This window comes from Bradyrhizobium sp. IC3195, assembly GCF_020193585.1.
GTDB lineage: Bacteria > Pseudomonadota > Alphaproteobacteria > Rhizobiales > Xanthobacteraceae > Bradyrhizobium > Bradyrhizobium yuanmingense.
The window spans coordinates 169,421-193,323 of record NZ_JADYVG010000013.1; the positions used below are offsets into that span (position 1 = coordinate 169,421).

25 protein-coding genes are annotated in these 23,903 nt (G+C 65.1%); 6 read left to right on the top strand and 19 right to left on the bottom strand.

Annotation, left to right across the window (positions count from 1 at the left end):
* Nucleotides 1-123: 123 nt before the first annotated feature.
* The 10 genes from serA to I6F09_RS24020 all read right to left on the bottom strand — a co-directional run bounded on the left by serA (nucleotide 124) and on the right by I6F09_RS24020 (nucleotide 9,946).
* On the bottom strand, nucleotides 124-1,713 hold the full coding sequence (gene serA / locus I6F09_RS23975) for a phosphoglycerate dehydrogenase (protein WP_036030940.1): 1,590 nt from the start codon (nucleotides 1,711-1,713) through the stop codon (nucleotides 124-126).
* Between the two features lie 123 nt (nucleotides 1,714-1,836).
* Nucleotides 1,837-3,009, bottom strand: coding sequence for a phosphoserine transaminase (locus tag I6F09_RS23980; RefSeq protein ID WP_225114088.1), 1,173 nt, complete (start codon nucleotides 3,007-3,009; stop codon nucleotides 1,837-1,839).
* 79 nt (nucleotides 3,010-3,088) lie between these two features.
* Nucleotides 3,089-3,295, bottom strand: a complete 207-nt coding sequence (locus I6F09_RS23985) for a hypothetical protein (protein WP_036009515.1) — start codon at nucleotides 3,293-3,295, stop codon at nucleotides 3,089-3,091.
* Nucleotides 3,296-3,455: 160 nt separating this feature from the next.
* Nucleotides 3,456-3,920, bottom strand: coding sequence for a GNAT family N-acetyltransferase (locus tag I6F09_RS23990; protein WP_109145289.1), 465 nt, complete (start codon nucleotides 3,918-3,920; stop codon nucleotides 3,456-3,458).
* 18 nt (nucleotides 3,921-3,938) lie between these two features.
* On the bottom strand, nucleotides 3,939-4,529 hold the full coding sequence (locus tag I6F09_RS23995) for a glutathione S-transferase family protein (RefSeq protein WP_036009513.1): 591 nt from the start codon (nucleotides 4,527-4,529) through the stop codon (nucleotides 3,939-3,941).
* Between the two features lie 70 nt (nucleotides 4,530-4,599).
* Nucleotides 4,600-5,487 (bottom strand): outer membrane beta-barrel protein, encoded by an 888-nt coding sequence (locus I6F09_RS24000; protein ID WP_225189186.1) that lies wholly within the window; start codon nucleotides 5,485-5,487, stop codon nucleotides 4,600-4,602.
* A gap of 166 nt (nucleotides 5,488-5,653) precedes the next feature.
* Complete coding sequence (locus tag I6F09_RS24005; protein WP_036009511.1) at nucleotides 5,654-6,484, bottom strand: outer membrane beta-barrel protein; 831 nt, start codon at nucleotides 6,482-6,484, stop codon at nucleotides 5,654-5,656.
* Between the two features lie 237 nt (nucleotides 6,485-6,721).
* Nucleotides 6,722-7,966 (bottom strand): MFS transporter, encoded by a 1,245-nt coding sequence (locus I6F09_RS24010; protein WP_275945382.1) that lies wholly within the window; start codon nucleotides 7,964-7,966, stop codon nucleotides 6,722-6,724.
* 247 nt (nucleotides 7,967-8,213) lie between these two features.
* Complete coding sequence (gene glmM, locus I6F09_RS24015) at nucleotides 8,214-9,557, bottom strand: phosphoglucosamine mutase (RefSeq protein WP_036009507.1); 1,344 nt, start codon at nucleotides 9,555-9,557, stop codon at nucleotides 8,214-8,216.
* A 221-nt stretch (nucleotides 9,558-9,778) separates the two neighbouring features.
* Nucleotides 9,779-9,946: a hypothetical protein gene (locus I6F09_RS24020; RefSeq protein WP_167361667.1), complete on the bottom strand. Its 168-nt coding sequence runs from the start codon at nucleotides 9,944-9,946 to the stop codon at nucleotides 9,779-9,781.
* A gap of 129 nt (nucleotides 9,947-10,075) precedes the next feature.
* Between I6F09_RS24020 and I6F09_RS24025 the strand changes: the two genes are divergently transcribed.
* The gene (locus tag I6F09_RS24025) at nucleotides 10,076-11,212 is read left to right on the top strand and encodes an alpha-hydroxy acid oxidase (protein ID WP_036009502.1); all 1,137 of its coding nucleotides are present in this window, start codon (nucleotides 10,076-10,078) and stop codon (nucleotides 11,210-11,212) included.
* Nucleotides 11,213-11,441: 229 nt separating this feature from the next.
* Here I6F09_RS24025 and I6F09_RS24030 read toward each other — a convergent pair whose 3' ends face one another.
* From I6F09_RS24030 to I6F09_RS24060, 7 genes are all read right to left on the bottom strand, one after another.
* Complete coding sequence (locus I6F09_RS24030; RefSeq protein WP_225189187.1) at nucleotides 11,442-12,068, bottom strand: hypothetical protein; 627 nt, start codon at nucleotides 12,066-12,068, stop codon at nucleotides 11,442-11,444.
* A gap of 64 nt (nucleotides 12,069-12,132) precedes the next feature.
* The gene (locus I6F09_RS24035; RefSeq protein ID WP_225158104.1) at nucleotides 12,133-12,972 is read right to left on the bottom strand and encodes a shikimate dehydrogenase; all 840 of its coding nucleotides are present in this window, start codon (nucleotides 12,970-12,972) and stop codon (nucleotides 12,133-12,135) included.
* Between the two features lie 66 nt (nucleotides 12,973-13,038).
* Nucleotides 13,039-14,781 carry a SulP family inorganic anion transporter gene (locus I6F09_RS24040; protein ID WP_225189188.1) on the bottom strand — a complete coding sequence of 581 codons (1,743 nt, stop codon included), beginning with the start codon at nucleotides 14,779-14,781 and terminating at the stop codon, nucleotides 13,039-13,041.
* A gap of 105 nt (nucleotides 14,782-14,886) precedes the next feature.
* The gene (locus I6F09_RS24045) at nucleotides 14,887-15,159 is read right to left on the bottom strand and encodes a helix-turn-helix transcriptional regulator (RefSeq protein WP_008566993.1); all 273 of its coding nucleotides are present in this window, start codon (nucleotides 15,157-15,159) and stop codon (nucleotides 14,887-14,889) included.
* Between the two features lie 283 nt (nucleotides 15,160-15,442).
* Entirely contained in the window at nucleotides 15,443-17,491 is a 2,049-nt protein-coding gene (locus I6F09_RS24050) for an elongation factor G (RefSeq protein ID WP_225189189.1), read from the bottom strand.
* A gap of 155 nt (nucleotides 17,492-17,646) precedes the next feature.
* Complete coding sequence (locus I6F09_RS24055) at nucleotides 17,647-18,126, bottom strand: DUF992 domain-containing protein (protein WP_036009480.1); 480 nt, start codon at nucleotides 18,124-18,126, stop codon at nucleotides 17,647-17,649.
* A gap of 384 nt (nucleotides 18,127-18,510) precedes the next feature.
* The gene (locus I6F09_RS24060) at nucleotides 18,511-19,713 is read right to left on the bottom strand and encodes a pyridoxal phosphate-dependent aminotransferase (protein WP_036009490.1); all 1,203 of its coding nucleotides are present in this window, start codon (nucleotides 19,711-19,713) and stop codon (nucleotides 18,511-18,513) included.
* A 592-nt stretch (nucleotides 19,714-20,305) separates the two neighbouring features.
* Here I6F09_RS24060 and I6F09_RS24065 point away from each other — a divergent pair.
* From I6F09_RS24065 to I6F09_RS24085, 5 genes are all read left to right on the top strand, one after another.
* A complete protein-coding gene (locus I6F09_RS24065; RefSeq protein ID WP_025032208.1) occupies nucleotides 20,306-20,956 on the top strand; it encodes a glutathione S-transferase family protein in 651 nt (216 codons plus the stop codon).
* A gap of 153 nt (nucleotides 20,957-21,109) precedes the next feature.
* The gene (locus tag I6F09_RS24070) at nucleotides 21,110-21,286 is read left to right on the top strand and encodes a hypothetical protein (RefSeq protein ID WP_162832045.1); all 177 of its coding nucleotides are present in this window, start codon (nucleotides 21,110-21,112) and stop codon (nucleotides 21,284-21,286) included.
* Nucleotides 21,287-21,359: 73 nt separating this feature from the next.
* The gene (locus I6F09_RS24075; RefSeq protein ID WP_036009463.1) at nucleotides 21,360-21,509 is read left to right on the top strand and encodes a hypothetical protein; all 150 of its coding nucleotides are present in this window, start codon (nucleotides 21,360-21,362) and stop codon (nucleotides 21,507-21,509) included.
* Nucleotides 21,510-21,738: 229 nt separating this feature from the next.
* The gene (locus I6F09_RS24080) at nucleotides 21,739-22,551 is read left to right on the top strand and encodes a PAS-domain containing protein (protein WP_225148081.1); all 813 of its coding nucleotides are present in this window, start codon (nucleotides 21,739-21,741) and stop codon (nucleotides 22,549-22,551) included.
* A gap of 86 nt (nucleotides 22,552-22,637) precedes the next feature.
* Complete coding sequence (locus tag I6F09_RS24085) at nucleotides 22,638-23,093, top strand: GNAT family N-acetyltransferase (RefSeq protein ID WP_036030968.1); 456 nt, start codon at nucleotides 22,638-22,640, stop codon at nucleotides 23,091-23,093.
* A gap of 177 nt (nucleotides 23,094-23,270) precedes the next feature.
* Here I6F09_RS24085 and I6F09_RS24090 read toward each other — a convergent pair whose 3' ends face one another.
* Together I6F09_RS24090 and I6F09_RS24095 are read right to left on the bottom strand one after the other, a co-directional pair.
* Nucleotides 23,271-23,594 (bottom strand): antibiotic biosynthesis monooxygenase, encoded by a 324-nt coding sequence (locus I6F09_RS24090; protein WP_036009456.1) that lies wholly within the window; start codon nucleotides 23,592-23,594, stop codon nucleotides 23,271-23,273.
* 87 nt (nucleotides 23,595-23,681) lie between these two features.
* Entirely contained in the window at nucleotides 23,682-23,888 is a 207-nt protein-coding gene (locus I6F09_RS24095) for a hypothetical protein (RefSeq protein WP_225127167.1), read from the bottom strand.
* Nucleotides 23,889-23,903: the final 15 nt, after the last annotated feature.

The window sequence follows — 23,903 nt, forward strand, 5'->3', positions numbered from 1 at the left end:
AAGGGCCGGGCATCCACGTTCTTCGCGCCGAGCGGCAAGACGTGGATGGCCGGGTCATAGGCCAGCGGAAGCGACGCCGTCCTTCGGACAGCTATGCCCGGCCATGACGCCGGTGGGAGCCGCTCAGAACGTCAGCGCCTTGGCCTGCTTGACCTGCGGCAGGGCCTGCACCTTGGCGAGCACGTCGGCCGGCACCACACCGTCGACCTCGACCAGCGCAATGGCATCGCTGCCCGGAGCGACCCGGCCGAGATGGAAGGTCGCGATGTTGATCTTGGCGTCGCCCAGAAGCCCCGCGAACTTGCCGATGAAGCCCGGCTTGTCCTCGTTGGTGACGTAGATCATCGACTTGCCGAACTCGGCGTCGACGCGGATGCCCTTGATGTCGACGAGGCGCGGCTTGCCGTCTGCATAGACGGTGCCCGAGACCGACCGCTCCTGCCGCTCGGTGGTGACCGTGACGGTGATCAGGCTCTCATAGTCGCTCTGGGCGGCGCGGACGATCTCGTCCACCACCATGCCGCGCTCCTTGGCGACGACCGGCGCTGACACCACGTTGACCTCGCCCAGCATCGGCCGCAGCAGGCCCGACAGCACCGCGGAGGTGATCGCCTTGATCTTCATCTCGGCGACGTGGCCCTCATAGGTGATCTCGACCTTGAGGATGCCGCTCTCGGTGAGCTGGCCGGCGAACGAGCCGAGCTTCTCGGCGAGCGCGATGAACGGCTTCAGCTTCGGCGCTTCTTCCGCCGTGATCGAGGGGAAGTTGACCGCGTTCGAGATCGCGCCGGTGAGCAGGTAATCCGACATCTGCTCGGCGACCTGCAGCGCGACGTTCTCTTGCGCCTCGGTGGTGGAGGCGCCGAGATGCGGCGTGCAGATCACGTTGGGATGGCCGAACAGCACGCTCTTGGTCGCGGGCTCCTCGACGAAGACGTCGAAGGCGGCGCCGGCAATGTGCTTGGCGTTGAGCGCATCGACCACCGCCTGCTCGTCGACGAGACCGCCGCGGGCGCAATTGATCAGGCGCACGCCCTTCTTCATCTTGGCGATCGCGGCCGCGTCGATGATGTTCTTGGTCTTCTCGGTCAGCGGCGTGTGCAGCGTGATGAAGTCGGCGCGCCTGAGCAGATCGTCGAGATCGACCTTCTCGACGCCGATGTCCTTGGCGCGCTCCGGCGACAGGAACGGGTCGAACGCGATCACCTTCATGCGCAGGCCGAGCGCGCGGTCGGCGACGATCGAGCCGATATTGCCGCAGCCGACGACGCCCAGCACCTTGCCGGTGATCTCCACGCCCATGAAGCGGTTCTTCTCCCACTTGCCGGCCTGCGTCGAGGCATCGGCCTGCGGGATCTCGCGGGCGAGCGCCAGCATCAGGGTGATGGCGTGCTCGGCGGTCGTGATCGAATTGCCGAACGGCGTGTTCATCACGATGATGCCCTTGGCCGTCGCGGCCGGGATCTCGACATTGTCGACGCCGATGCCGGCGCGGCCGATCACCTTCAGCCTGGCCGCCTTCTCGAGGATCTTGGCGGTCGCCTTGGTCGCGGAGCGGATCGCAAGGCCATCGTAATTGCCGATGATCTCGGCCAGCTTGTCCTTGTCCTTGCCGAGATTGGGCTGGAAGTCGACCTCGACGCCGCGATCCCTGAAGATCTGCACGGCAGCGGGCGAGAGCGCGTCGGAAATGAGAACTTTGGGTTTGGTCATGGGGATGATCCGTTGTGCGTGCTGCATTTACGGCACGTCATCCGCGGTCTTGACCCGCGGATCCATCTCTCTTGATTGATGGATGGCCGGGTCAAGCCCGGCCATGACGAGGATTAGGTTTGCTTACGCCGCCTTCGCGAGCGTGGCCTTGGTCTCGGCGAAGGCCCAGTCGATCCACTGCGTCAGCAGCTCGACGTCCTTTGCTTCCACCGTGGCGCCGCACCAGATGCGCAGGCCGGCCGGCGCGTCGCGGTAATAGGCGAAGTCGTAGCCCGCGCCTTCCTTCTCGACGAGGGCCACCAGCTTCTTGCTGAACTCCGCCTGCGCGTCCTCGGAGAGCGAGGTGATCGCGGGATCGGTGAACTTCAGGCACACCGAGGTGTTGGAGCGGATCGATGCGTCCTTGGCGAGGAAGTCGATCCAGGGCGTCTTCGCCTTCCAGTCCGCCAGCACCTTGGTGTTGGCGTCGGCGCGCGCGATCAGCGCCTTGAGACCGCCGATCGACTTGGCCCAGTTCAGCGCATCGAGATAATCCTCGACGCAGAGCATCGACGGCGTGTTGATGGTCTCGCCGACGAAGATGCCTTCGTTGAGCTTGCCGCCCTTGGTCATGCGGAAGATCTTCGGCAGCGGCCAGGCCGGCTTGTAGGTCTCGAGCCGCTCCACCGCGCGGGGCGACAGGATCAGCATGCCATGCGCGGCCTCGCCGCCGAGCGCCTTCTGCCAGGAGAAGGTGACGACGTCGAGCTTGGCCCAGTCGAGCGGCTGCGCAAATGCGGCGGAGGTCGCATCGCAGATGGTCAGGCCTTCGCGGCTCGCGCTGATCCAGTCCGCGTTCGGAACGCGCACGCCCGACGTGGTGCCGTTCCAGGTGAAGACGACGTCGCTCTTGGGATCGACCTTCGACAGATCGGGGATCTCACCGTAGCCCGCATTGAGCTTGGTGACGTCCTTGAGCTTCAATTCCTTGACGATGTCGCTGACCCAGCCCTCGCCGAAGGATTCCCAGGCGAGCGTGGTGACCGGCCGTGCGCCAAGCAGCGACCACAGCGCCATCTCGACCGCGCCAGTATCGGAGGCCGGCACGATGCCAATGCGGTAATCGGCGGGGACCTCGAGCACTTCGCGCGTCAGGTCGATCGCGAGCTTGAGCTTGGCCTTGCCGATCTTCGCGCGATGCGAGCGGCCGAGAGCTGCGTCCTTGAGATTTTGGGCGTTCCAGCCGGGGCGCTTGGCGCAGGGGCCGGAGGAGAAATGCGGCACGGTCGGCCGCGAAGCGGGCTTCGCTACAGTCATGATCTACCCTTCCAGATAGTAAGCCTCCCGTTGGGGGGAGGTGTCCCGCCGCGGCTGATACGGGAATCGGGAAGGTCCGTCAAGGAAGTTCCGGGGCCTCACGCGCCAGTGATGGCGCTTCCGGTGCAATATCAGGGGATTCGACAACAGTGAGCGCGTTCAGCAAGTCCGTGGCATCGCTGATCAATTGCGCCGCCTTGCGGCGGCTTCCGACCTTCAAAATGCATTTGTCATTGGCCTGCACGACGTAGTCGTTGCCGACCTTGATCATCGAATAGCTTGTCATCGAAATGTCCCGAACCGAGCGAGCCCGGTGTCAGATGCCCCCGTAGCACCCTTCGTTCCTTCATCAATGTGAACGACGGAGCGGTAGTTTACCGGCTCTTAACACGACCGAATGAAAAGCCCGCTTTTCGCCGGCTGCGCAGCGCTCGCGTCGCGCTGCCTCAAAAGCGGACAGTCATGCCGACGTGACTCGCCGTGAAGCCGAGCCGCTTGTAGAAGCGCTGCGCATCGACGCGCGTCTGATGCGTGAGCAACTCGACCAGATTGCAGCCGCGCGCCTTTGCTTCCGTCACGGCCCATTGCACCAATTGCTCGCCGATGCCGCGGCTGCGACACTCGGTGGCAACGCGAACGTCCTCGAGCAGTCCGCGGGATCCGCCCTGCGAGCTCAGGCCCGGCAGAATCGCGAGTTGCAGGCAGCCGACCACCCTGCCCTCACTCTCGGCAACCACCAGCGTCAGATTCGGATCGCGCGCGATCCGCGCGAATGCGTCGTAATAGGAGGACGGCAACGGATCCTCCACGCGCTCGCGCGCGCGGCCGAGATGATCGTCGGCGAGCATCGCCACGATCGCGACGACGTCCTCGCGGCGCGCGGGACGGATAGAGACGGCTTCGGCATTCATGTCAGGCGACTCCGCACCTCAGCGCGCCGGCGGAAGGCCGAGAAACGCTTCGACGTCGCCGATCCAGCGGCGGACGGAGGCATAACGGCCGAGGTCGAAGCCACCTTCATGCGCGAGGCGCGTATAGGCGAGCAGCGACACGTCGGCGAGCGACACCTCCTCGCCGGCGAACAAGCGGCTGGCGGCGAGATGCTGCTCCATGCGGTCGAGCGCCGCATAGCCGCGCTTGACCTTTTCAGGATCGAGCTCGGAGGCATCCTTGCCGAGATAGACCATGAGGAAGCGGCACACGGCGATATAAGGCTCGTGGCTGTACTGCTCCCAGAACAGCCATTCGTCCATCTTGGCCGCCGTGAAGGCGTCGCGCGGAACCAGCACGCTGTCGCGGGCGACATAGCGGATGATGGCGTTGGACTGCGCCAGCGTACGGCCGTCGTCGAATGCGACGGTCGGCACCTGGCCGGCGCCGTTCATCTTCAGGAATTGCGGCGTGCGCGTCTCGCCCTTGCGGGTGTCGATCTCGATCCACTGGTAGGGCACAGCGAGCTTGTCGCAGACCCACTTCACCTTGAGACAATTGCCGGAATTGCTGTCGCCGTAGATCTTCATCGCTGCCGCCCCGCTTTCGGAACGAGAGAGCATCAGGACGAAGCGCAGCTGTCAACAGGAAGCGGACGGCTCAGAACTTGTAGCCGACGCCGAGGCGCGCGTTGTTCAACGTCACCTGCGTGTTCATGACGGGCGAGAATCTCACATATTCGTATTCGATGCGGGCGAACAAGCCGTCCCAAACGCAGTATTCGAGCCCGAGGCCGGCGGTCCAACCCACTGCGTACGTGTTGGTCCTGTGCTGACCTTGCGTGCCCGACTGCGCAGGAACCGGGCCCCACGTTCCAAGTATCGTCGTGGTGTTGCCGAAGAAATCCGTCGTCGTCGTGTCCTGTCGCATCGAGACGCTGCTGGTCACGGTGCGCGACACGTCCATTCGCCCGACGGCAGCGCCCATGAAGGCATAAGGCATGAAGCTGCCGCCGTCCCAACCCACGCGGCCGCGGAGCGTCACCATGTCCTTGACCTGTGCCGCCGCGGCACCCGTCAGCGTGACGGCATAGTTGTTGGTGACGCCGGGCGCCCGCACCTCACCAGGCGGGTTGACGATGACGAGCGAGTTGGTTCCCGACGTCAATGTCGCCATATCGTTGAAGTAGCTGTAAGTGCCCTCGAGACTGACAACGGCATCATACCATTGCCAGTTGCGGCCGACGAAGCCACCGAAATTGGTGCTTTGAGTGTTAGTCTTGTTCAGCAGCGACCACGTTGAGGTCGGCCCCTGGAGTACGCTGTCGCGAAAGATGTAGTTGGTCAGTCCGACCACGCTCTGGCTGAAATCCGTGGCATCTGCGGTATAACCGCCATGACCGCCGACATAGAAGCCATTCCAATTCACGGAGGTCTTCGACAGACCGTCGGCGAAGCCGCCGCGCAGCACGGGCAGGTCCGGCATGTCGGCCGCTTGCGCGGCAGACACCGTCCCCAACATCGCCGCTGCCAACACCAGCCTACGCATCACCACGCTCCATCGGACTCGAACTGTTGCGATGATCATCGCCTGTTAACCTTAACCAATGGTTGCGCCAGGCGCCTTCGCCGCACCTCGCCATGAAAAATACGCAAAGCAAAACGGCGCGGGATGATCCCGCGCCGTTAAGGAGTCCTAACCGATCAGGTTGCGATCAGCCCTTGGTGACCAGCGGCGGCGGCACGTAGGCCGGCGGGCTGTTGAGATCCCAGCGCACGCCGAGCTTGACGTCGTGCGAGGTGATGTCCCTGACCTTGATCGAGGTCGGGCCGGAAGCGCTGTTGTCGAACAAACGGTAGTTGCCGGGCGCGGCATCGCCGAGGTTCATGTAGCTGTAGGCCAGTTCGACGGTGAAGCCGGGATTGACCTTGTAGGCAAGACCGGCGTGAGCGGCCCAGGCGAGGTTCCACTTTCCGTTGTCGGCAAAGTAGGCGACGCTGTTGTTGAGCAGCGGGCTGTAGGACACGCCGTCGTCGCGGAAGCCGCTGAGCTTGTTGTAGGAGCCGCCGACGCCCGCGCCGATGAACGGAGTGACGCACCACCAGGTGCCGAGGTCGACATAGGCGTTGGCCATCACGAGCCACTCGGACTTGCTGCCGCTGTAGTTGTTGACGCCGACGAAGCCGGGTCCCACGACATTGTCGCTACCGTGCAAATTGGCCTTGCCCCGGTACTGGCCGATGACGTCGGCGCGGAACCAGTTGTTGAAGCGATAGCCGACGCCGAGGCCGAACAGCGGCGAGGAGTCGAAGCCGAGGCCTTCCGTCGTCTTCGAGTACCCGGCCGGCAGGGCGCTCTCGATGCGCTTCGCGCTCTGGTTGGTCATGCCGATGTCGCCGCGCAGATACCAGCCGCCGAAGTCGGCGGGCGGAGCCGGCGGCGCGTACATCGGAGGGGGGGCGGCGATCGGCATATCGGCGGCGAACGCCATCGACGAGATCAGGGTTGCCGCACCCGCGGCAAGGAGAGACTTAACGCTACGCATTGGCTTCGTCCTTATGGCCGGTGAGGCTGAATACGAGCGCCTCACGTTCTGGAAACTCACGGGGGGACGATGCCAGCAAATGTTTAAGCGCCACTTAACCCTAATTTTTAAGGTTGATTTTTTCTCACCCTACACGCGCGCGCCGTGCGAGCGTTGCAAAAATGCCGCGCCAAATGCGACATCGGCGCCGCATTCCCTAACGATGTGTGAAGCCGCAACGCGGCAAGAGAGGATGCGTTAACGCGCGTTTCGCGGCAGCTTGGGCAGGAACACCGCGAGCAGCCCGATCGCCGGCAGCCAGGCGCAGACCTGGTAGACGAACTCGATCGAGGTGTGGTCGGCGAGCTTGCCGAGCACGGCCGCGCCCAGGCCCCCGATGCCGAAGGCGACGCCGAAGAACACGCCGGAGATCATGCCGAAGCGGTGCGGCACCAGCTCCTGCGCAAACACGATGATCGACGACGTCGTCGAGGAGATGATCAGGCCGATGGCGACGCTGAGCACCGCGCTCGCAACGAGCCCGGCATAGGGCAGCGCCAGCGTGAACGGCAGCGCGCCGAGGATCGAGATCCAGATCACGATCTTGCGGCCGAAGCGGTCGCCCAGCGGACCGCCGAGAAACGCACCCACGGCGTTCGCCGCGAGAAAGACGAAGAGATAGATCTGGGCTGCCTGCGTCGAGACGCCGAAACGGTCGATCAGGTAGAAGATGTAATAGCTCGACAGGCTCGAGACGTAGAGCTGCTTGGAGAACAACAGCACGACGAGCACTGCGAGCGCTACCGCGACACGGCGCGAGCTCGGCGCACCGGGCTGGGTGTGGACGGGCGCCGCTTTCTTCGTCGCGATCTGCGGCGCGTACCAGCGCCCGATGCGCCAGAGAATCAGGATGGCGAGAAACGCGATCGAGGAGAACCAGGCGATGCTGCCCTGCCCGAACGGCACCACGATCAACGCGGCGAGCACCGGCCCCATCGAGGTGCCGAAGCTGCCGCCGAGCTGGAACACCGATTGCGCAAAGCCGTAGCGTCCGCCCGAGGCGAGCCGCGCGATGCGCGCCGATTCCGGGTGAAACACCGCCGAGCCGAGGCCGACCAGCGCGGCGGCGACGAGGATGACGAGATATTGGTGCGCGACGCTAAGCAGCAGCAGGCCGAAGAAGGTCGAGGCCATGCCGACCGCGAGCGAATAGGGCTGCGCCTTCTTGTCGGTGTAGTGCCCGACCACCGGCTGCAGCAGCGAGGCCGTGAACTGGAATGCCAGCGTGATCATGCCGATCTGCGCGAAGTCGAGCGCGTAGGCGTCCTTCAGGATCGGGTACACCGAGGCGATCAGCGACTGCATGGTGTCGTTGAGGAAGTGCGAGACGCTGATGCCGGCGAGCACGATATAGGCCGGCCCCTTGGCGGCGGCCGGCGCCAATTCGGCGACGACGACGGGCTCGGTCAGCGTTTCCTCTGAGACGACGACAGGCTTGTTCAAGGCGGCAATCCGGCGCGGCAGATTGCCGCGAGGTGCTGATTACGACGCAAGCGACGGTGGGACCAGCGTCAATCGCAAATGGCTGGGATGCGCCTCTTACCCTCTCCCCTTGTGGGAGAGGGTGGCTCGCCGCATTAGCGGCGAGACGGGTGAGGGGTTTCTATCCTCACGAGCTGTGTTGCGAGCGGATAGAACCCCTCATCCGGCGCTTCGCGCCACCTTCTCCCGCAAGGGGAGAAGGAAGGACTCAAGCCGCGGCCTGCCCCAATGCCGAAACAATGGTGTCGACGACGTCCTCGACGAGGTGACGGTCCTCGCCTTCGCCCATGACGCGGATCACGGGCTCGGTGCCGGAGGAGCGGATCAAGAGGCGGCCGTGGCCGTTGAGGCGCTTCTCGCCGTCGGAGATCGCCGACTTGACGTCGGAATCATCGAGCGGCTTGCCGCCCTTGTGGCGGACGTTCTTGAGGATCTGCGGCAGCGGATCGAAGCGGTGGCAGACCTCGGACACCGGGCGGCGCAGCTTCTGCACCACGGCGAGCACCTGCAATGCGGCGACAAAACCGTCGCCGGTCGTGGCGTAGTCGGACAGGATGATGTGGCCGGACTGCTCGCCGCCGAGATTGTAGCCGCCGTTCAGCATCTGCTCGAGCACGTAGCGGTCGCCGACCGGCGTGCGCACGAGCTCGAGGCCCTGCCCTTGCAGGAAGCGCTCCAGCCCGAGATTGGACATCACGGTGGCGACGATGCCGGGACGCGAAAGGCGTCCGTCCTCCTTCCAGCTCTGCGCGATCACCGCGAGCAGCTGGTCGCCGTCGACGACATGGCCGCGCTCGTCGACCAGGATGACGCGATCGGCGTCGCCGTCCAGCGCAATGCCGATGTCGGCGCGCATCTCGCGCACCTTCTTCGACAGCGCCTCCGGCGAGGTCGAGCCGCAATCCTTGTTGATGTTGAAGCCGTCGGGCTCGACGCCGATCGGCACCACGTCGGCGCCCAATTCCCACAGCGCCTCGGGCACCACCTTGTAGGCGGCGCCGTTGGCGCAATCGATCACGACGCGCAGGCCCTCGAGCGAAAGGTCGCGCGGCAGCGTGCGCTTGGCGAATTCGATGTAGCGGTCATGCACGCCGTCGATGCGGCGGGCGCGGCCGAGGCTCGCGCTCTGGGCGAGCCGCTTGTCGAGGGATTCGTCGAGCAGCTGCTCGATCTGCCGCTCGACATCGTCGGAGAGCTTGAAGCCCTGCGGGCCGAACAGCTTGATGCCGTTGTCCTCGAACAGATTGTGCGAGGCCGAGATCATCACGCCGAGATCGGCGCGCATCGACTTGGTCAGCATCGCGACCGCCGGCGTCGGCATCGGGCCGACCAGCAGCACGTCCATACCGACCGAGGTGAAGCCTGCGACCATGGCGTATTCGATCATGTAGCCGGACAAACGGGTGTCCTTGCCGATCACGACGCGGTGGCGATGGTCGCCGCGCTGAAACGCAAGGCCCGCGGCCTGGCCGACCTTGAGCGCGAGCTCCGGCGTGATCAGTCCGTTGGCGCGGCCCCTAATCCCGTCCGTCCCGAAATATTTGCGGCTCATATCGTCCCCCAAGCAGCAACCAGGGACTCCCCTCTACAACCACGGGCTGCCCCAACGGGACCCGCATCCCTGATTTGCCGAGGTCTTATAAAGCTATCGCGGCTAACTTGGCTTCAAAAAATATGATGAATCATTACGGAACCGGCGCCGCGACCGCCCCCGATAACACATTGTTAACATTGCAATTCCGGCGTGACCAGCGAAAAGCGGTGGAACTCGCCTTAATCCGAGCGCTTCACATGGCCGTCCGCGCGGCTCGGCGCCGGCTGGGTGACATTGACGGGATCGGAGCCCGGGAAGGTCTCCTCAAGTCCTTCTTCCAGCGCCTCCTCGAGATCATGCTTCTCCTTGATCTCTTCCGGCGAAGGTCCTGCGTGCGGCTTCGTCATGGCGCTCTCCTTGGCACTCTCCTTCCAAAACGTTCTGCAAACGATTTGGCTGTGCATCCAACCATGCTAGATGACCCCGAAATCTTCCGATGCAAGACTGTTTGATACGTGACGGGCCGGGGAAACGACATGAAGCATATTACCTGTATCGACGATCTTCGCACGCTGCATCGGCGCCGCGTGCCGAAGGCATTCTTCGACTATTGCGACCGCGGCTCCTACGCCGAGGAGACGCTGCGCGCCAACCGCGAGGACATGCAGGCGATCAAGTTCCGCCAGCGCATCCTGGTCGACGTCTCCAAGCGCGACACCTCGACCACGATCCTCGGCGAGCCGTCGACGATGCCGCTGATCCTCGCGCCGGTCGGCCTGCTCGGCATGCAGCACGGCGACGGCGAGATCCACGCCTGCCGCGCCGCGCAGGCCGCCGGCATCCCGTTCACGCAATCGACGATGTCGATCTGTTCAATCGAGGACATCGCCGCCAGTGTCGAGAAGCCGTTCTGGTTCCAGCTCTACGTCATGAAGGACCGCGGCTTCATCAAGGAATTGATCCAGCGCGCGATGGCCGCCAAGTGCAGCGCGCTGGTGCTCACGGTCGACCTGCAGGTGATCGGCCAGCGCCATGCCGACATCAAGAACGGCATGACGGTGCCACCGGAATGGTCGCTGTCGAAGCTGCTGGACTTCGCCAGCAAGCCCGCCTGGGTCTCCGGCGTGCTGCAGGGCAAGCGCCGCACCTTCGGCAATATCGCCGGCCACGTGAAGAACACTGAAGATCTCAACCGCCTCGCCGAATGGACGGCCTCGCAGTTCGACACCTCCTTGAATTGGAAGGACGTCGAGTGGGTCCGCAGCATCTGGCCGGGCAAGCTGATCATTAAGGGCATCCTCGACGTCGAGGACGCCGAGGAAGCCGCCAAGACCGGCGCGCAGGCGCTGGTGGTCTCCAACCACGGCGGCCGCCAGCTCGACGGCGCGCCGTCCTCGATCGAGGTCCTGCCCGAGATCGCGGACGCGGTGGGCGACAGGATGGAGATCATGTTCGACGGCGGCATCCGCTCCGGCCAGGACGTGATGCGCGCGCTGGCGCTCGGCGCAAAGTCGTGCATGATCGGCCGCGCCTATGCCTATGGCCTCGGTGCCGGCGGCCAGGCCGGCGTCGCCAAGGCGATCGACATCATCCAGAAGGAGCTGCTCACCACGATGGGCCTGTGCGGCGTCAACCGGGTGGACGAGATCGACGATCACGTGATTGCGGTGTGAGTGCGTCTGCCGGGATGCCGCAGCAATAATCACTGTCGTCCCGGACAAGCGCGCCCAAAGCGCGCGCCGATCCGGGACCCATAGCCACAGGCGGGTGTGGCTATGGGGACTCGGAGTGGCCTGCTTCGCGCAACAACTTTTCCCTGTGGTTATGGGTCCCGGACCTGCGCTGACGCTTGTCCGGGACGACGGCGGCATTTCAGGCGGCAGGTGCGCGTCTCACAGCCCCTCACATCGGCGGCGTCAGGCCGTCTCGGCCGACGCTGACGCGGTTGGTCTCGAACGAGCCGTCGGGCAATTGCTTCATGAAGGCGATGACCTTGGCGCCGGGCTTCAGCTCGGATTTGTCGCCGGGCACGAAGGTCACGACCGGCGTGTCGTCGGCGACGAACACCTTCTTCTCGCCGTCCTTGTACTTGACCAGCAGCGTGTGACCGTCATTGCCGACGACGCTCTCCGCGACGGTCGCATTGGTCATGCTGGAGTTGGGCTTGAGGTCCCAGGGTCGCGAGCCTTCGCCGGTGCCGCGCATGCTTTCCGGAAACACGTGCACCTCGACGGCGTTCTGGCTGCCATCCGGTCCCGGCACGGTGGTGGCGCCGATGAACGAGCCCGGCTTGATGTCGGCGAGTGAAATCTTCGTGACGCCCGACACGTTCACGTCGGAGGCGAGGCGAAGCTTGACCTCTTCACCGCTGCGCGACTTGACCTGCATGGTGTCGCCATTGACGCTTTCGATGGTGCCGCGCACGCGCGTCGGCACCGGCGCTCTCTGCGCGAAGGCGCAGTAGGTCGAGACGACCACCATCGCGACGGCGATCAGGGGGCGTATGAAAGTTGCACGTTGAACAGGCATGACGGTCTCCGATTGTCCCACGACGTAGAACTCCAGAGATGGTGTGCTATTCGCCGCGCCCCTCTCAAGACTTCGTGAGATCGGCCTCGACCAATGCGCGCAGCTCGGCGGTGACCTCGGGCCGCCGCCCGAACCACAGCTCGAAGCCGCGCACCGCCTGATGCAGCAGCATGCCGAGCCCATCGGCGGTCTTCAGGCCGCGCGCCGTCGCCGCGGCGAGCAGCGGCGTCACCAGGGGAACGTAGACGAGGTCGGCGACGACGGCATCTTGCGGCAGGCGCGCGAGGTCGACGTCGAGTGAAGGCTGGCCATGCATGCCGAGCGAGGTCGTGTTCACGAGAAGCTTTGCGCGCGGCAGCACGTCGCCGATCGCGTCCCACGGCAACGGATGCACGTTCGATCCGAACTGTTGTGCCAGCGTCTCGGCCCGCGCCATGGAGCGATTGGCGACATGCACGCAGCTGATGCCGCGCTCCAGCAGGCCGAACACGACCGCGCGCGAGGAGCCGCCGGCGCCCAGCACCAGCGCCGCCTCGGCCATGTCCCAGCCGGGCGCGCTGGCGTCGAGATTGTTGATGAAGCCTTCGACATCGGTGTTGGTTGAGCGCAGCTCGCCGTCGGCGAACCACAGCGTGTTCGCGGCGCCGACCGTCCTGGCGCGCGCGTCGGGCGTCGACAGCGCCAGAACGGCTTCCTTGTGCGGGATGGTGACGTTGGCACCGACGAAGCCGCGCAGCGACAGCCGCAGCACGAAATCGCGCAAATCCTCGGGCGGCACCGCCTCGATGACATAGCCGCCCTCGATGCCGAGCGTGCGCAGCCAGTGATGGTGGATCAGCGGCGAGCGCGAATGCGCGGCCGGCCATCCGATCAGACAGGCTGCAGGGGGCTTGGGCGCGGTCATCTTTCCCTCGGGTCGTTTCCGAGGCGATCCATTTCGCGTCGCGCCCGCTCTGTCAAGCGCGCGCGGTCAGCTCGCAGCGGTCTCGTCGGCGGCCCGGCCCTTGATGTCGGCGATGGCGCGCTCGAGGCTCGTGCGATAGCGCGCGCGCGGCGGCGTGACGCCATGGGTGAGCAGCGCGCGGCGGACCGCGGGCGAGGCCCCGGTGATGAACAGCCTGATGCCCTGGCGGTGCGCCTTGGCGGCGACGCGGCCGATCACGTTGGCCGCGGTCGAATCCAGGAATGGCACCGCGGCGAAATCGACCACGAAGGCCTTGCGCCGGTCGGCAATGCCGTCGAGCACGCCGCCGATCGCCGAGGCCGCGCCGAAGAAGAACGCGCCGGTGATGCGATAGACCAGCACGTCGCGGTCGACCGCAAGCGCGGGATCGTAACGCACGCGGTCGCCGTTGCCGTCGTCGGGGCGATCATCCGCAACCAGTGGCGTCCGCTCCTCGATGCCCGTCATCTCCGCCATGCGATGGATGAACAGCACCGCGCCCAGCGCGAAGCCGACCAGGATGCCCTCGGTGAGATCGCGGAAGATCGTGAGCAGGAAGGTCGCGAGCAGCACCACGGCATCGCCCCATGACGAGCGCAGCAGAGTTGCGAATTCATGCTTCTCCGCCATGGTCCAGGCCACCACCACCAGCACCGCGGCGAGCGCGGCCAGAGGGATGTAGCTTGCAAGCGGCGCCGCGACCAGCATGAACAGCAGCAGGAACACCGAATGCAGCATGCCCGCGAGCGGCCCGCGCGCGCCGGCGCGGATGTTGGTCGCGGTGCGTGCGATCAGCCCGGTGACGCAGATGCCGCCGAACAGCGCCGAGCCGATATTGGCCGCGCCTTGCGCCACCAGCTCGCAATTGGAGCGATGACGGCGGCCGGTCATGCCGTCGGCCACCACCGCCGACAGCAGCGATTCGATCGCCGCCAGCAGCGCGAACGCGATCGCATCCGGCAGCACCGCCCTTGCCTTTTCCAGTGAGAACGCGGGCAGCGCCGGCGATGGCAATTCGCGCGGGATGCCGCCGAAGCGCGAGCCGATGGTCTCGACCGGCAACGACAGCACCGCGCTGGCGACGGCTGCAAACACGACCGCGATCAGGATCCCGGGCCAGGACGGCCGCCAGCGGCGCAAGGCGGCGATAATGCCGATGCTGACGAGGGCGACCGCGACGGCGGACGGATTGATCGTGTTGAGGCCGCCGGCGAGCGCGACGAGCTTGGGCACGAACTCGCTGGGCTCCTTGCCCGCGAGCGTGATGCCGGAGAGATCGCGGAGCTGGCTGGCAAAGATGATGACGGCGATGCCGGCGGTGAAGCCGACGGTGACAGGATAGGGAATGAACTTGATGTAGGTGCCGACCCTGAGCAGCCCTGCGCCGATCAGGAACAGGCCCGCCATCATGGTGGCGAGGATGACTCCGTCGACGCCATGCCGCTCCGCAGTCGCCGCGACCAGAACGATGAACGCACCGGCAGGGCCGCCGATCTGGAACCGGCTGCCGCCGAGCAAGGAGGCGATGAAGCCGCCGGCGACGGCGGTGTAGAGGCCGCGGTCCGGCGTCACGCCCGAGGCAATCGCGATCGCCATCGACAGCGGCAGCGCGACGATCGCGACCGTGAGGCCTGCGAAGACGTCGGCGCGGAAATCCGCGAGGCCGTAGCCTTCGCGAAAGACGGTGACGAGCTTCGGCAGATACAGTTCGGCAAAGGTCGGCTGACGCAGCTGGTGCAGCCGTCCTGCCTGATCGCTCGTGATGCTCATGTCAGCAAGGTGCTCCGCTGGCCCCACAATGCTCCGAAGCATCGTGCGTCCTAAGGTGCGACGATGCGCTAGCCCATCTTGATCCCGGGCACGATCAACGCGCGATCATGCTCCGACACGGCGCGGCGGCCCCGGCTCCTTCAAGCGAACGCCACGTCCGCCGCTGTCGCTGCGGGCCTGCTCGCCGATCAACTCGACGCCGGCCCGGTCGAACGCCTCGACCACCTTGATCAAGGTCTCGACCACGCCACGAACATTGCCGGTGGAGGCCTCCATCCGCTGGATGGTCGGCAGCGACACGCCGGCGAGCTCGGCCAGGGTTTTCTGGTCGATGCCGAGCAACGCGCGGGCTGCCCGCATCTGGAACGAGGTGATCACCTTGGCCTCACTTACGAGCAGTTATAAGTGATATCTGGAACATATACAACGATGTAAAATACATCAACTGCACGCATGTGCAAGGGGGGAGGCCTCGTCATCTCCTCCCTCATTGCGAGCCACCGGTCGTGGAGGGATCCTGGATTGCTTCGCTTCGCTCGCAATGACGCGTGGGGAGAGCGCGGCCTCCGTGAAACGCCGCACGTGTAGATACAGCCCCTCACCCCTCCCTCTCCCGTAAGAACGGGGAGAGGGAGCGAGAGAGCGGTGCCTTCCTAACCGATCACGCCGCGTGCTGATGTGCGGCGATGATCTGGTCGGCGGCGCGGCCGGTGACTTCGGCCATGTGGTCGAACTGGCGCGTGAAGCTGCCGGCGCCGGCGGTGGCCGAGCGCAGCTCCACGATCAGCTCGCCGATCTCCGCTTCCGGCATCATGGCACGGACACAGTCCCAGCCGGTCCAGCCCTCACGGGTGTCAAAGCCGAGAATCTGGCCGCGCCGCGCCGACAGGATCGCGTTGATCTTGGCGGTGGCGTCGGTCGGGCAGACGATCTCGACCATGTGGATCGGCTCCAGCAGCACCGGCTGGCATTGCGGCAGGCCTTCGTTGAGCCCGACCCGCGCGGCCGTGCGGAAGGCGAGATCGGAGCTATCGACGCTGTGATAGGAGCCGTCGGTCAGCGTCACCTGCACGTCGGTGACGGGGAAGCCGAGCGGACCGCGCGCCAATCCATCGACGACGCCCTCCTCCACCGCCGGGATGTAGTTGCGCGGCACCGCGCCGCCCACCACCTTCTCGGCGAACTTGAAGCCGTCGCCGCGCGGCAGCGGCGTGATGTCGAGCACGACATCGCCGAACTGGCCGTGGCCGCCGGACTGCTTCTTGTGACGGCCGCGCTGGGTGATCGGCTTGCGGATGGTCTCCTGATAGCCGATCGCAGGCGGATGCGAGGTGATCTTGACGCCGAAGCGGTCGCGCAAGCGCTCGCTGGCGACGCGCAGATGCATCTCGCCCTGGCCCCACAGCACAGTGTCGTGAGTCTTGGCGTTCTGCACGATCATGAGCGAGGGATCCTCCTCATGCAGGCGCGTCAGCGCCTGGCCGAGCTTGACGTCGTCCTTGCGGTCGGTGGCCGCGACCGAGATCGCGAGCACCGGCGGCGTCGGCTCGATCGTGATCAATGCCGCGGGCGCCGTCTTGCCGCTCGAAACCGTGTCACCGGTCTTGACCGGATCAAGCTTGGCGAGGGCCACGGTCTCGCCGGCTTCGGCCGAGGCGCGCTTGGTGTCGTAGGCGCCGTTGACGGCGAGGATGCCGGAGATGCGCCCGGCACCGCCGGATGAGGATTGCAGCGTGGCGCCGTCGTCGAGATGGCCGGCGAGCAGCCGCGTCAGCGACAACTTTCCGCCGTGCTGCGAATGCAGCGTCTTGAAGACATAGCCGAGGGCGTCCTTGGTCTCGGATACGCCAAGACGTTTTGCGGTCTCCGCAACGCCGGGCGCCTCGTGACGCAACGCCTTCATCAGGCGCAACACGCCGTTTTCGCGCACGGCGGCGCCCAGCAGCACCGGGCAAATCAGCCCTTCCCGCAATTCGCGGGCGAGATCGTCGAAGACGGCATCGCGCGGCGGCTGGATGTCCTCGAGCAGCTGCTCCATCAGCGCATCGTCGTGGTCGGCGAGCTTCTCCAGCATCGAGAAGCGGGCTTCCTTCTCGCGATCGAGATTGCCGCCTTCGAGCGCGATCACCTCGGAGGCCTTGTGCTCGCGATAGATGAAGGCGCGCTCCAGTGCGAGATCGACGAAGCCCTCGATCAGCTCGCCCTTCCAGATCGGGATCTGGCGCAACACCAGCGGCACGCGCGAGGCGGGCTGCAGCATCGCCAGCGTCTCACGGATGCGCTGGCTGGCGCGGTCGATCTTGTTGAGGAATAGGAAACGCGGAATCTTCAGCTCTTCCAGCTCGCGCAGGATGATCTGAAGCTGCGGCAGCTTCTTCTCGTCGGCCTCGCAGACCACGATTGCGGCGTCTACCGCCGGCAACGCGGCGCGCATGTCGTGGGCAAACTCGACGGAACCGGGACAATCGAGGAAAGTGTAGCTGTCGCCCATGAAACTCTTTGTGGCGGCAGTGAGGCCGACGGTCATTTTGTGATGACGGGCCTCGGGCGTGGCGTCGCCGACGGACGTTCCGGCATCGACGCTGCCGGCGCGCGGGATTGCACCCGTTCGCGCCAATATTGCTTCCAGAAGTGTGGTTTTACCGCTTTGGAAAGGGCCCACCAGCGCGATGCACCGTGGACCTCGGGGACTTCTGACGTCTTGTCCCATTTCGCCGCCTCCTTGGTGTGGAGCTCGGCCCGTGATTGGGTCGGCAAACGCCGATGCTCTGCCCCTCCCCGAGATTTGGCAAGCATCAAACGTCGCTGCGGTGCGTCGTCAGCAAAATCGCGCCGCTTCGCGCGGCGCGATCACACGCAGAAGTGTCAACGGCCCGGACGGAGTTCCAGGCTCTCGAGGCCGGCGGCGATGTTGAGGCCGACCTGGCCCTGCACGCTCAGCGGCTGCAGCGCGATCGAATTGTTGGAGCCGCCGACCAGCACGTTGCCCCCCAAGCCGACACCGACGGAGGCGCTGCCCTGCGCGCCGACGTAATTGCCGGAGAGGTCGCCGGGGCCGAGCCGGTCGACCGGCGCGAACACGCCCCAGGCCAAAGCCGTCTCCTGGGTGATGCCGATGTCGAGGCCCACTTTACGGATGGTCGCGACGTAGCGGTCGTCGGGCAAGCCGTCGGCGCGCAGCACGCAGCCGAGATGAGTCACCGATCCCACGATGAAGCCGACGCTGGCGCCGCCGCGGCATTCGAGCACGCCGACCCGCGCCATCCGCTGCTGCGCGCCGGTGTTCACGACGGACGCGATGAGGCTGGCAGCGGTGAGTCCGGCGAAGAGGAACGAACGGCGCATGAATGTCTCCGGCGAAAAGTGTGATGCGAGCAGAGAGAGCGCCCCACCCGTGTTGCGGGTCTATGCCACAAGAGCCGCGGCCGTGCCAGCTCGCGCGCGTTTAGAATCGAACTTGCGGAGAGACCCCTCACCCCACCCTCTCCCCGTAAGAACGGGGCGAGGGAGTGAGAGAGCCGTGCGTCCCTCACAATGCAACGTCGCCGGCCTTGCTCAACTTCTCCCCGCTCTTCCGCGGGAAAGGTCGGATCACATCGCAGATGTGATCCGGGTGAGGGGCCGGGCACAACGCCGACCAGAAACAAAAAGTCCATCCGACTCCTCTTATCGAAAAACAACAAAAAAGGCCCGCCGAAGCGGGCCTTTCCGATTCTTGTCGCGACCGTCTTACCGCAGATTGCCGCAGAAGCGCTGGATGCGCTTGCAGGCGTCTTCGAGGTCCGAGGTCTTGGTCGCGTAGGATATGCGGAACGCCGGTCCAAGGCCGAAGGCCGACCCCTGCACCACGGCGACGCCTTCGGTCTCCAGGAGCTCGGTGACGAAGTCCTCGTCATTGGCGATCACCTTGCCCGACGGCGCGGTCTTGCCGATCGTGCCGGCGCAGGACGGATAGACGTAGAACGCGCCTTCGGGACGCGGGCACTCGATTCCCTTGGCCTGATTGAGCATGGACACCACGAGGTCGCGCCGCTCCTTGAACACCTTGTTGTTGGCCGGGATAAAGTCCTGCGGACCGTTCAGCGCCTCGACCGCGGCCCATTGTGCGATCGACGACGGGTTCGAGGTCGACTGCGACTGGATCGTCGACATCGCCTTGATGAGCTGCGCGGGACCGCCGGCGTAGCCGATGCGCCAGCCGGTCATGCAATAGGCCTTCGAGACGCCGTTCACGGTGAGCGTGCGGTCGTAGAGTTTCGGCTCGACCTGCGCGACCGTGGTGAACTGGAAGTCGTCATAGACGAGATGCTCGTACATGTCGTCGGTCATCACCCAGACGTGGGGATGCTTCACCAGCACGTCGGTGAGCGCTTTCAGCTCCGAACGCGTGTAGGCAGCTCCGGTCGGGTTCGACGGCGAGCACAGGATGACCCATTTGGTCTTCGGCGTGATCGCGCGCTCGAGCGCCTCGGCCTGGAGCTTGAAGCCGGTCGCGGCGGTGCAGACCACCGGCACCGGCTCGCCGCCCGCGAGCGCGACCATCTCGGGATAGCTGACCCAATAGGGCGCGGGAATGATCACCTCGTCGCCCGGATTGATGGTCGCCATCAACGCGTTGTAGAGCACCTGCTTGCCGCCGGTGCCGACGATGATCTGGTTCGGCTTGTAGGCGACGCCGTTCTCGCGCTGAAATTTCGCGATGATGGCTTCCTTCAGCTCGGGAATGCCGTCGACCGCCGTGTACTTGGTCTTGCCGGCCTCGATGGCGCGGATCGCCGCCAGCTTGATGTTGGCGGGCGTGTCGAAGTCGGGCTCGCCAGCACCGAGGCCGATGACGTTGCGGCCCGCCGCTTTCAGCGCGCGTGCTTTATCCGTGACCGCGATGGTCGCGGACGGCTTTACACGGTCGAGCGCAGCGGCAAGGAAGGACATCATCATCTCCTGGCGAGCGTCGTGAAGCCCTTCGCCTCACGACTCCAATTGTGGGAATGAGCCACCCTAAAACGTGTGCCGCTGGGCCGCAAGAAACTTCGGCCAGATCCCGGAAAAGTTTACGATTTGGAGCGCTGCGAGGCGCGGTTTCCCGCAATATTCCGTAACATTGCCTCCGGAATTGCTCATATCCGACAAGGCCTGTCCTCGGAGCAATTCTGGATGGTGCACGTCTCCAGGAAACCGCTCGTCGTCATGCCCGGGCTTGTCCCGGGCATCCACGTTCTTCGTGCGGCAAGTGAGACGTGGATGGCCGGGTCAAGCCCGGCCATGACGATGCGGAAACACTGGCGTCCTAATCTCGATCGTCTATGCGGTAGCCTACGTAGAGCGATGTGTCCGCAGATTGACGTACATGTGAACTGAACTGCATCGTCGCGAAAATGATCTTCCCCTCCATTGCAGTGCGGTAGGGTTTTCGAGTTTTTCTATCGGCCGGCACTTGCGGCGGATTCGCATCGGCATCATTGTTTAACCGCCTCGCGGGGCAACGGGCGCCGCGTCTTCTCGTCCTCGGATTTCGAACGCCAGAATGTACAAGCTCTATTCGATGCAACGCTCGGGCAACAGCTACAAGGTCCGCCTTGCGCTGGCGCTGCTCAACCTGCCTTACGAAGCGGTGGAGGTGGACATTCTGCGCGGCGAGAGCCGCACGCCGGATTTCCTGTCCAAGAACCCGTCGGGGCAGGTGCCGCTGCTCGAGGTCGGCGAGGACCGCTATCTCGCCGAGTCCAACGCCATCCTCTGGTACGTTGCCGTCGGCACGCCGCTCGCGCCGGAAAACCGCATCGACCGCGCCGAGGCGCTGCAATGGATGTTCTTCGAGCAGCACGCGCTCGAGCCGAACATCGGCGCGGCCTATTTCTGGCTGTCGCTGGTCAAGGGCGGCCGCGACCTGCAGACCCATTCGCTGGAGGACTGGATGGAGCGCGGCTATGGCGCGCTCCAGGTGATGGAGAATCACCTCAAGACCAATTCCTATTTCGCCGCGCGCCAGCTCACGGTCGCCGACATCGCGCTGTACGGCTACACCCACCTCGCCGACCGCTGCGACTTCGACCTCCAGGCCTTCCCGGCGATCCGGGACTGGCTCAAACGCGTCGAAGCCGCGCCCGGCTTCGTGACCATGGACTGGCGCCCGGCCGACATCGACGACCCCGCCAGCATCGCCGCGAGCGCCTGAGGCGCGTCCGCTCCGGCGAATAGCGGGCATAAGGGCCGCCTCTGCCGCAATCCCGCCACTTTCCGCGCGGTCGCCGCCGCAATATTGCCGGTTGAAACTGGGAAATTCTGGAAAGTCGCGGGTGATTCGCTCGCGTGTTGAAGGATTTAGACCATGATGCGGGCGTCCGGCACAGCGGGGTTTCAGAGCCCATCCGCTACCGTCGCGTCTTCCCGGCTCACCCATGCGGTCGCGGCTTCGCTCGCCGTCGCCGCGCTTTCGCTGTGCCTGATCGTCACCCTGACGGTGTTGTCGACCAAGGCGACCATGGCGATGGGCCTGCCGGTCTGATTCCCGTTTCATCCTGGACCAGCCTTCAGGGCGCCGTGCGGCCCGCGCCGACCGGCATCGCGACAGGACGTCGATGAAATCACCTGTGGTAGTCGTTGCAATCACCCTGACTGCGGCCATCCTGGTCGCGGCCTCGCTGCTGATCATCGTCGGCACGCGCAAGGGCACGGGCACGTCGACGCTGCATGCGCCGACGCTGCAGCAGCGCGCGCACATGGTCTAAAGCGCGATGCGATTAGGATGAATCGTCATCGCGTTTTAGGTTATTGTTTGAGCATGATCTTTTCGGAAAACCGCTTCACACTTTTCCGGATCATGCTTTAAAATCATCCGAAAGCCTTACGCTTGCACGCAACCGCGCCTTAAGCACGCCGCACGAAATCGCATCGCAGTCACGCAACAATCAGCCAGTGTTGCGGCCTTACCTCTTTCGGGAGGAGCGAGACAGGTCCATGCGGTTCGGATGGCGTGCGATCTCCGGTCCGGCGCTGACGGCAGCGACCCTGCTGCTGGCGATGCTGCTCGATCGCTTCGTCCCCGCGCCCTCGCCCGCCCCGCTGTTCGTCGCCATCGTGGCTCTCGCCGGCGCGCTCGCAGGTCTCGCCTCCGCCGTGACGACCGCGATTGTCGCGGTGATCGGCGCGGCGCTGTTCTTCCTCAACCGCCACGGCGTCTCCGGCCATGGCGCCGCCGATCTGGCGCCGCTCGGCCTCCTGGCCGTCACTGTTTTCGGAACCGCCGGCATCACCGGGCTGATGCGCGAGCGGCTGCTCGGCAGTTTCGCGGCCGAGCGCCGCAGCCACGCCATTGCCGCGCGGCTGTCGGCCGCGCTCGACAAGGTCGATATCGGCATCGTGCTGCTCGATGCCGAGACCCGGGCCGAATTCATCAACCGCGCGTTCCGCGACTATTTTGCGGTGCCGGACGAGGTCGCCGAGGCGAAGCCACCCTTCATCGCGCTGATGTATCACGGCCGCGACACCGGCGCGTTCGCGCTGCCCGAGGACGAGCTCGGCACTTTCATCGCGCAGCGCATGGAGATGGTGCGGGTCGGCGATGCCACGCCGATCAACGTCGCGCTGCGCAACGGCGAGGTGCTGCGCTTCGTCTGCACCGCACTGCCGGACGGCGGGCGGATGCTGAGCTACACGCCCGTGACCGACCTCGTGCGCCACACCGATGCGCCGGCGCGCGCCGACTACTACCGCTCGCTGCGCGATCCGACCGGCCGCAAGCTGATCCAGTACTTGCGCGTTGCGGAGTGAGGCGAGTGTGCGATTGATCGGCAATACGATCATCACGTATGAAGGACATCCCTTCATCGCGCACCTCCGAGATCGCGGAAATTCACATGTCGCTCATCATTCGCGCCGTCACCAGGCAGGATTACGATCAATGGCTGCCGCTGTGGGACGGCTACAACGCCTTTTACGGCCGCTCCGGTCCGACCGCGCTCGCGCCCGAGATCACTGCGATGACGTGGCAGCGCTTCTTCGATGCTTATGAGCCGATGCATGCGCTGGTCGCCGAGGACAACGGCCGCCTGCTCGGGCTGACGCATTATCTGTTCCATCGCAGCACCACCGCGATCGAGCCGTCCTGCTATCTGCAGGACCTGTTCACCTCCGAGGCCGCGCGCGGCAAGGGCGTCGGCTCGGCGCTGATCCATGGCGTCTACGAACGGGCGAAGCTGGCGGGATCGCCGCGTGTCTACTGGCAGACGCACGAGACCAATCTCACGGCGCAGCGCCTGTACGACAAGGTCGCGGAGCGCTCCGGTTTCATCGTCTATCGCAAGATCTTCTGAGTCGTGCCGGGAGCCTGTGGATAACTCCACCTGTCACCCGCGCGTAACACAGCAAGGCTAGGCTGCCCCTGCGTCTGGTCAGGCCCCCCGTCACCGATCATGCGCCCCAGCGGTCCCCGTCAGTCGCCGCGTCTGACAGGGGCCGCATTTTTTTGCTGGCAGCGCTACTTGGCAGCGTTACTTGGCGCCGCGCCCCACGGTCTGCATCACCTCGAAACCTTCGAACTGGGGATGGCCGAGATAAAGCGGCTTGTTGTCGCCCGCTTTATGATGCGCCGCGCGAAATGCTTCCGACTTGGTCCACGCCTCAAACGCCGCATAATTCGCCCACACGGTGTGCGAGGCGTACAGCGTGTGGTCCTCGGCTTCCGGCCCGCGCAGCAGGTGAAACTCGACGAAGCCCGGCACCTTGTCGAGATGGGTGTCGCGCGTGAGCCAGACCTGCTCGAAGGCAGCCTCGGAGCCCTTGGCGACGCGGAAGCGATTCATGGCGATGTACATGGGGTGGTGTCTCCTGATGTTCGGCTCATCATGTCGTCATTCCGGGACGCGCCGCAAGGCGCGCCCCGAAATGACAGCGTCTGTGGGTTAGGTAACCAGCCCCTTCATCGGCCTTGCGCTTGCGCTGTCGGGAAACACCGTCTCGGCCAGCACGCGATCGGACAGGCCGAACTGGTCCTGCAGCACGCCTTTTAATCGCGGGCCATGGATGATCTGTCCTTCGCGCGCTGCGAGGTGCTTTCCTTTCGACGCGAACGGCGCGTAATATGCCGCAGCCGCAGATGAACCCGGCATGAAAATGACGGCGAA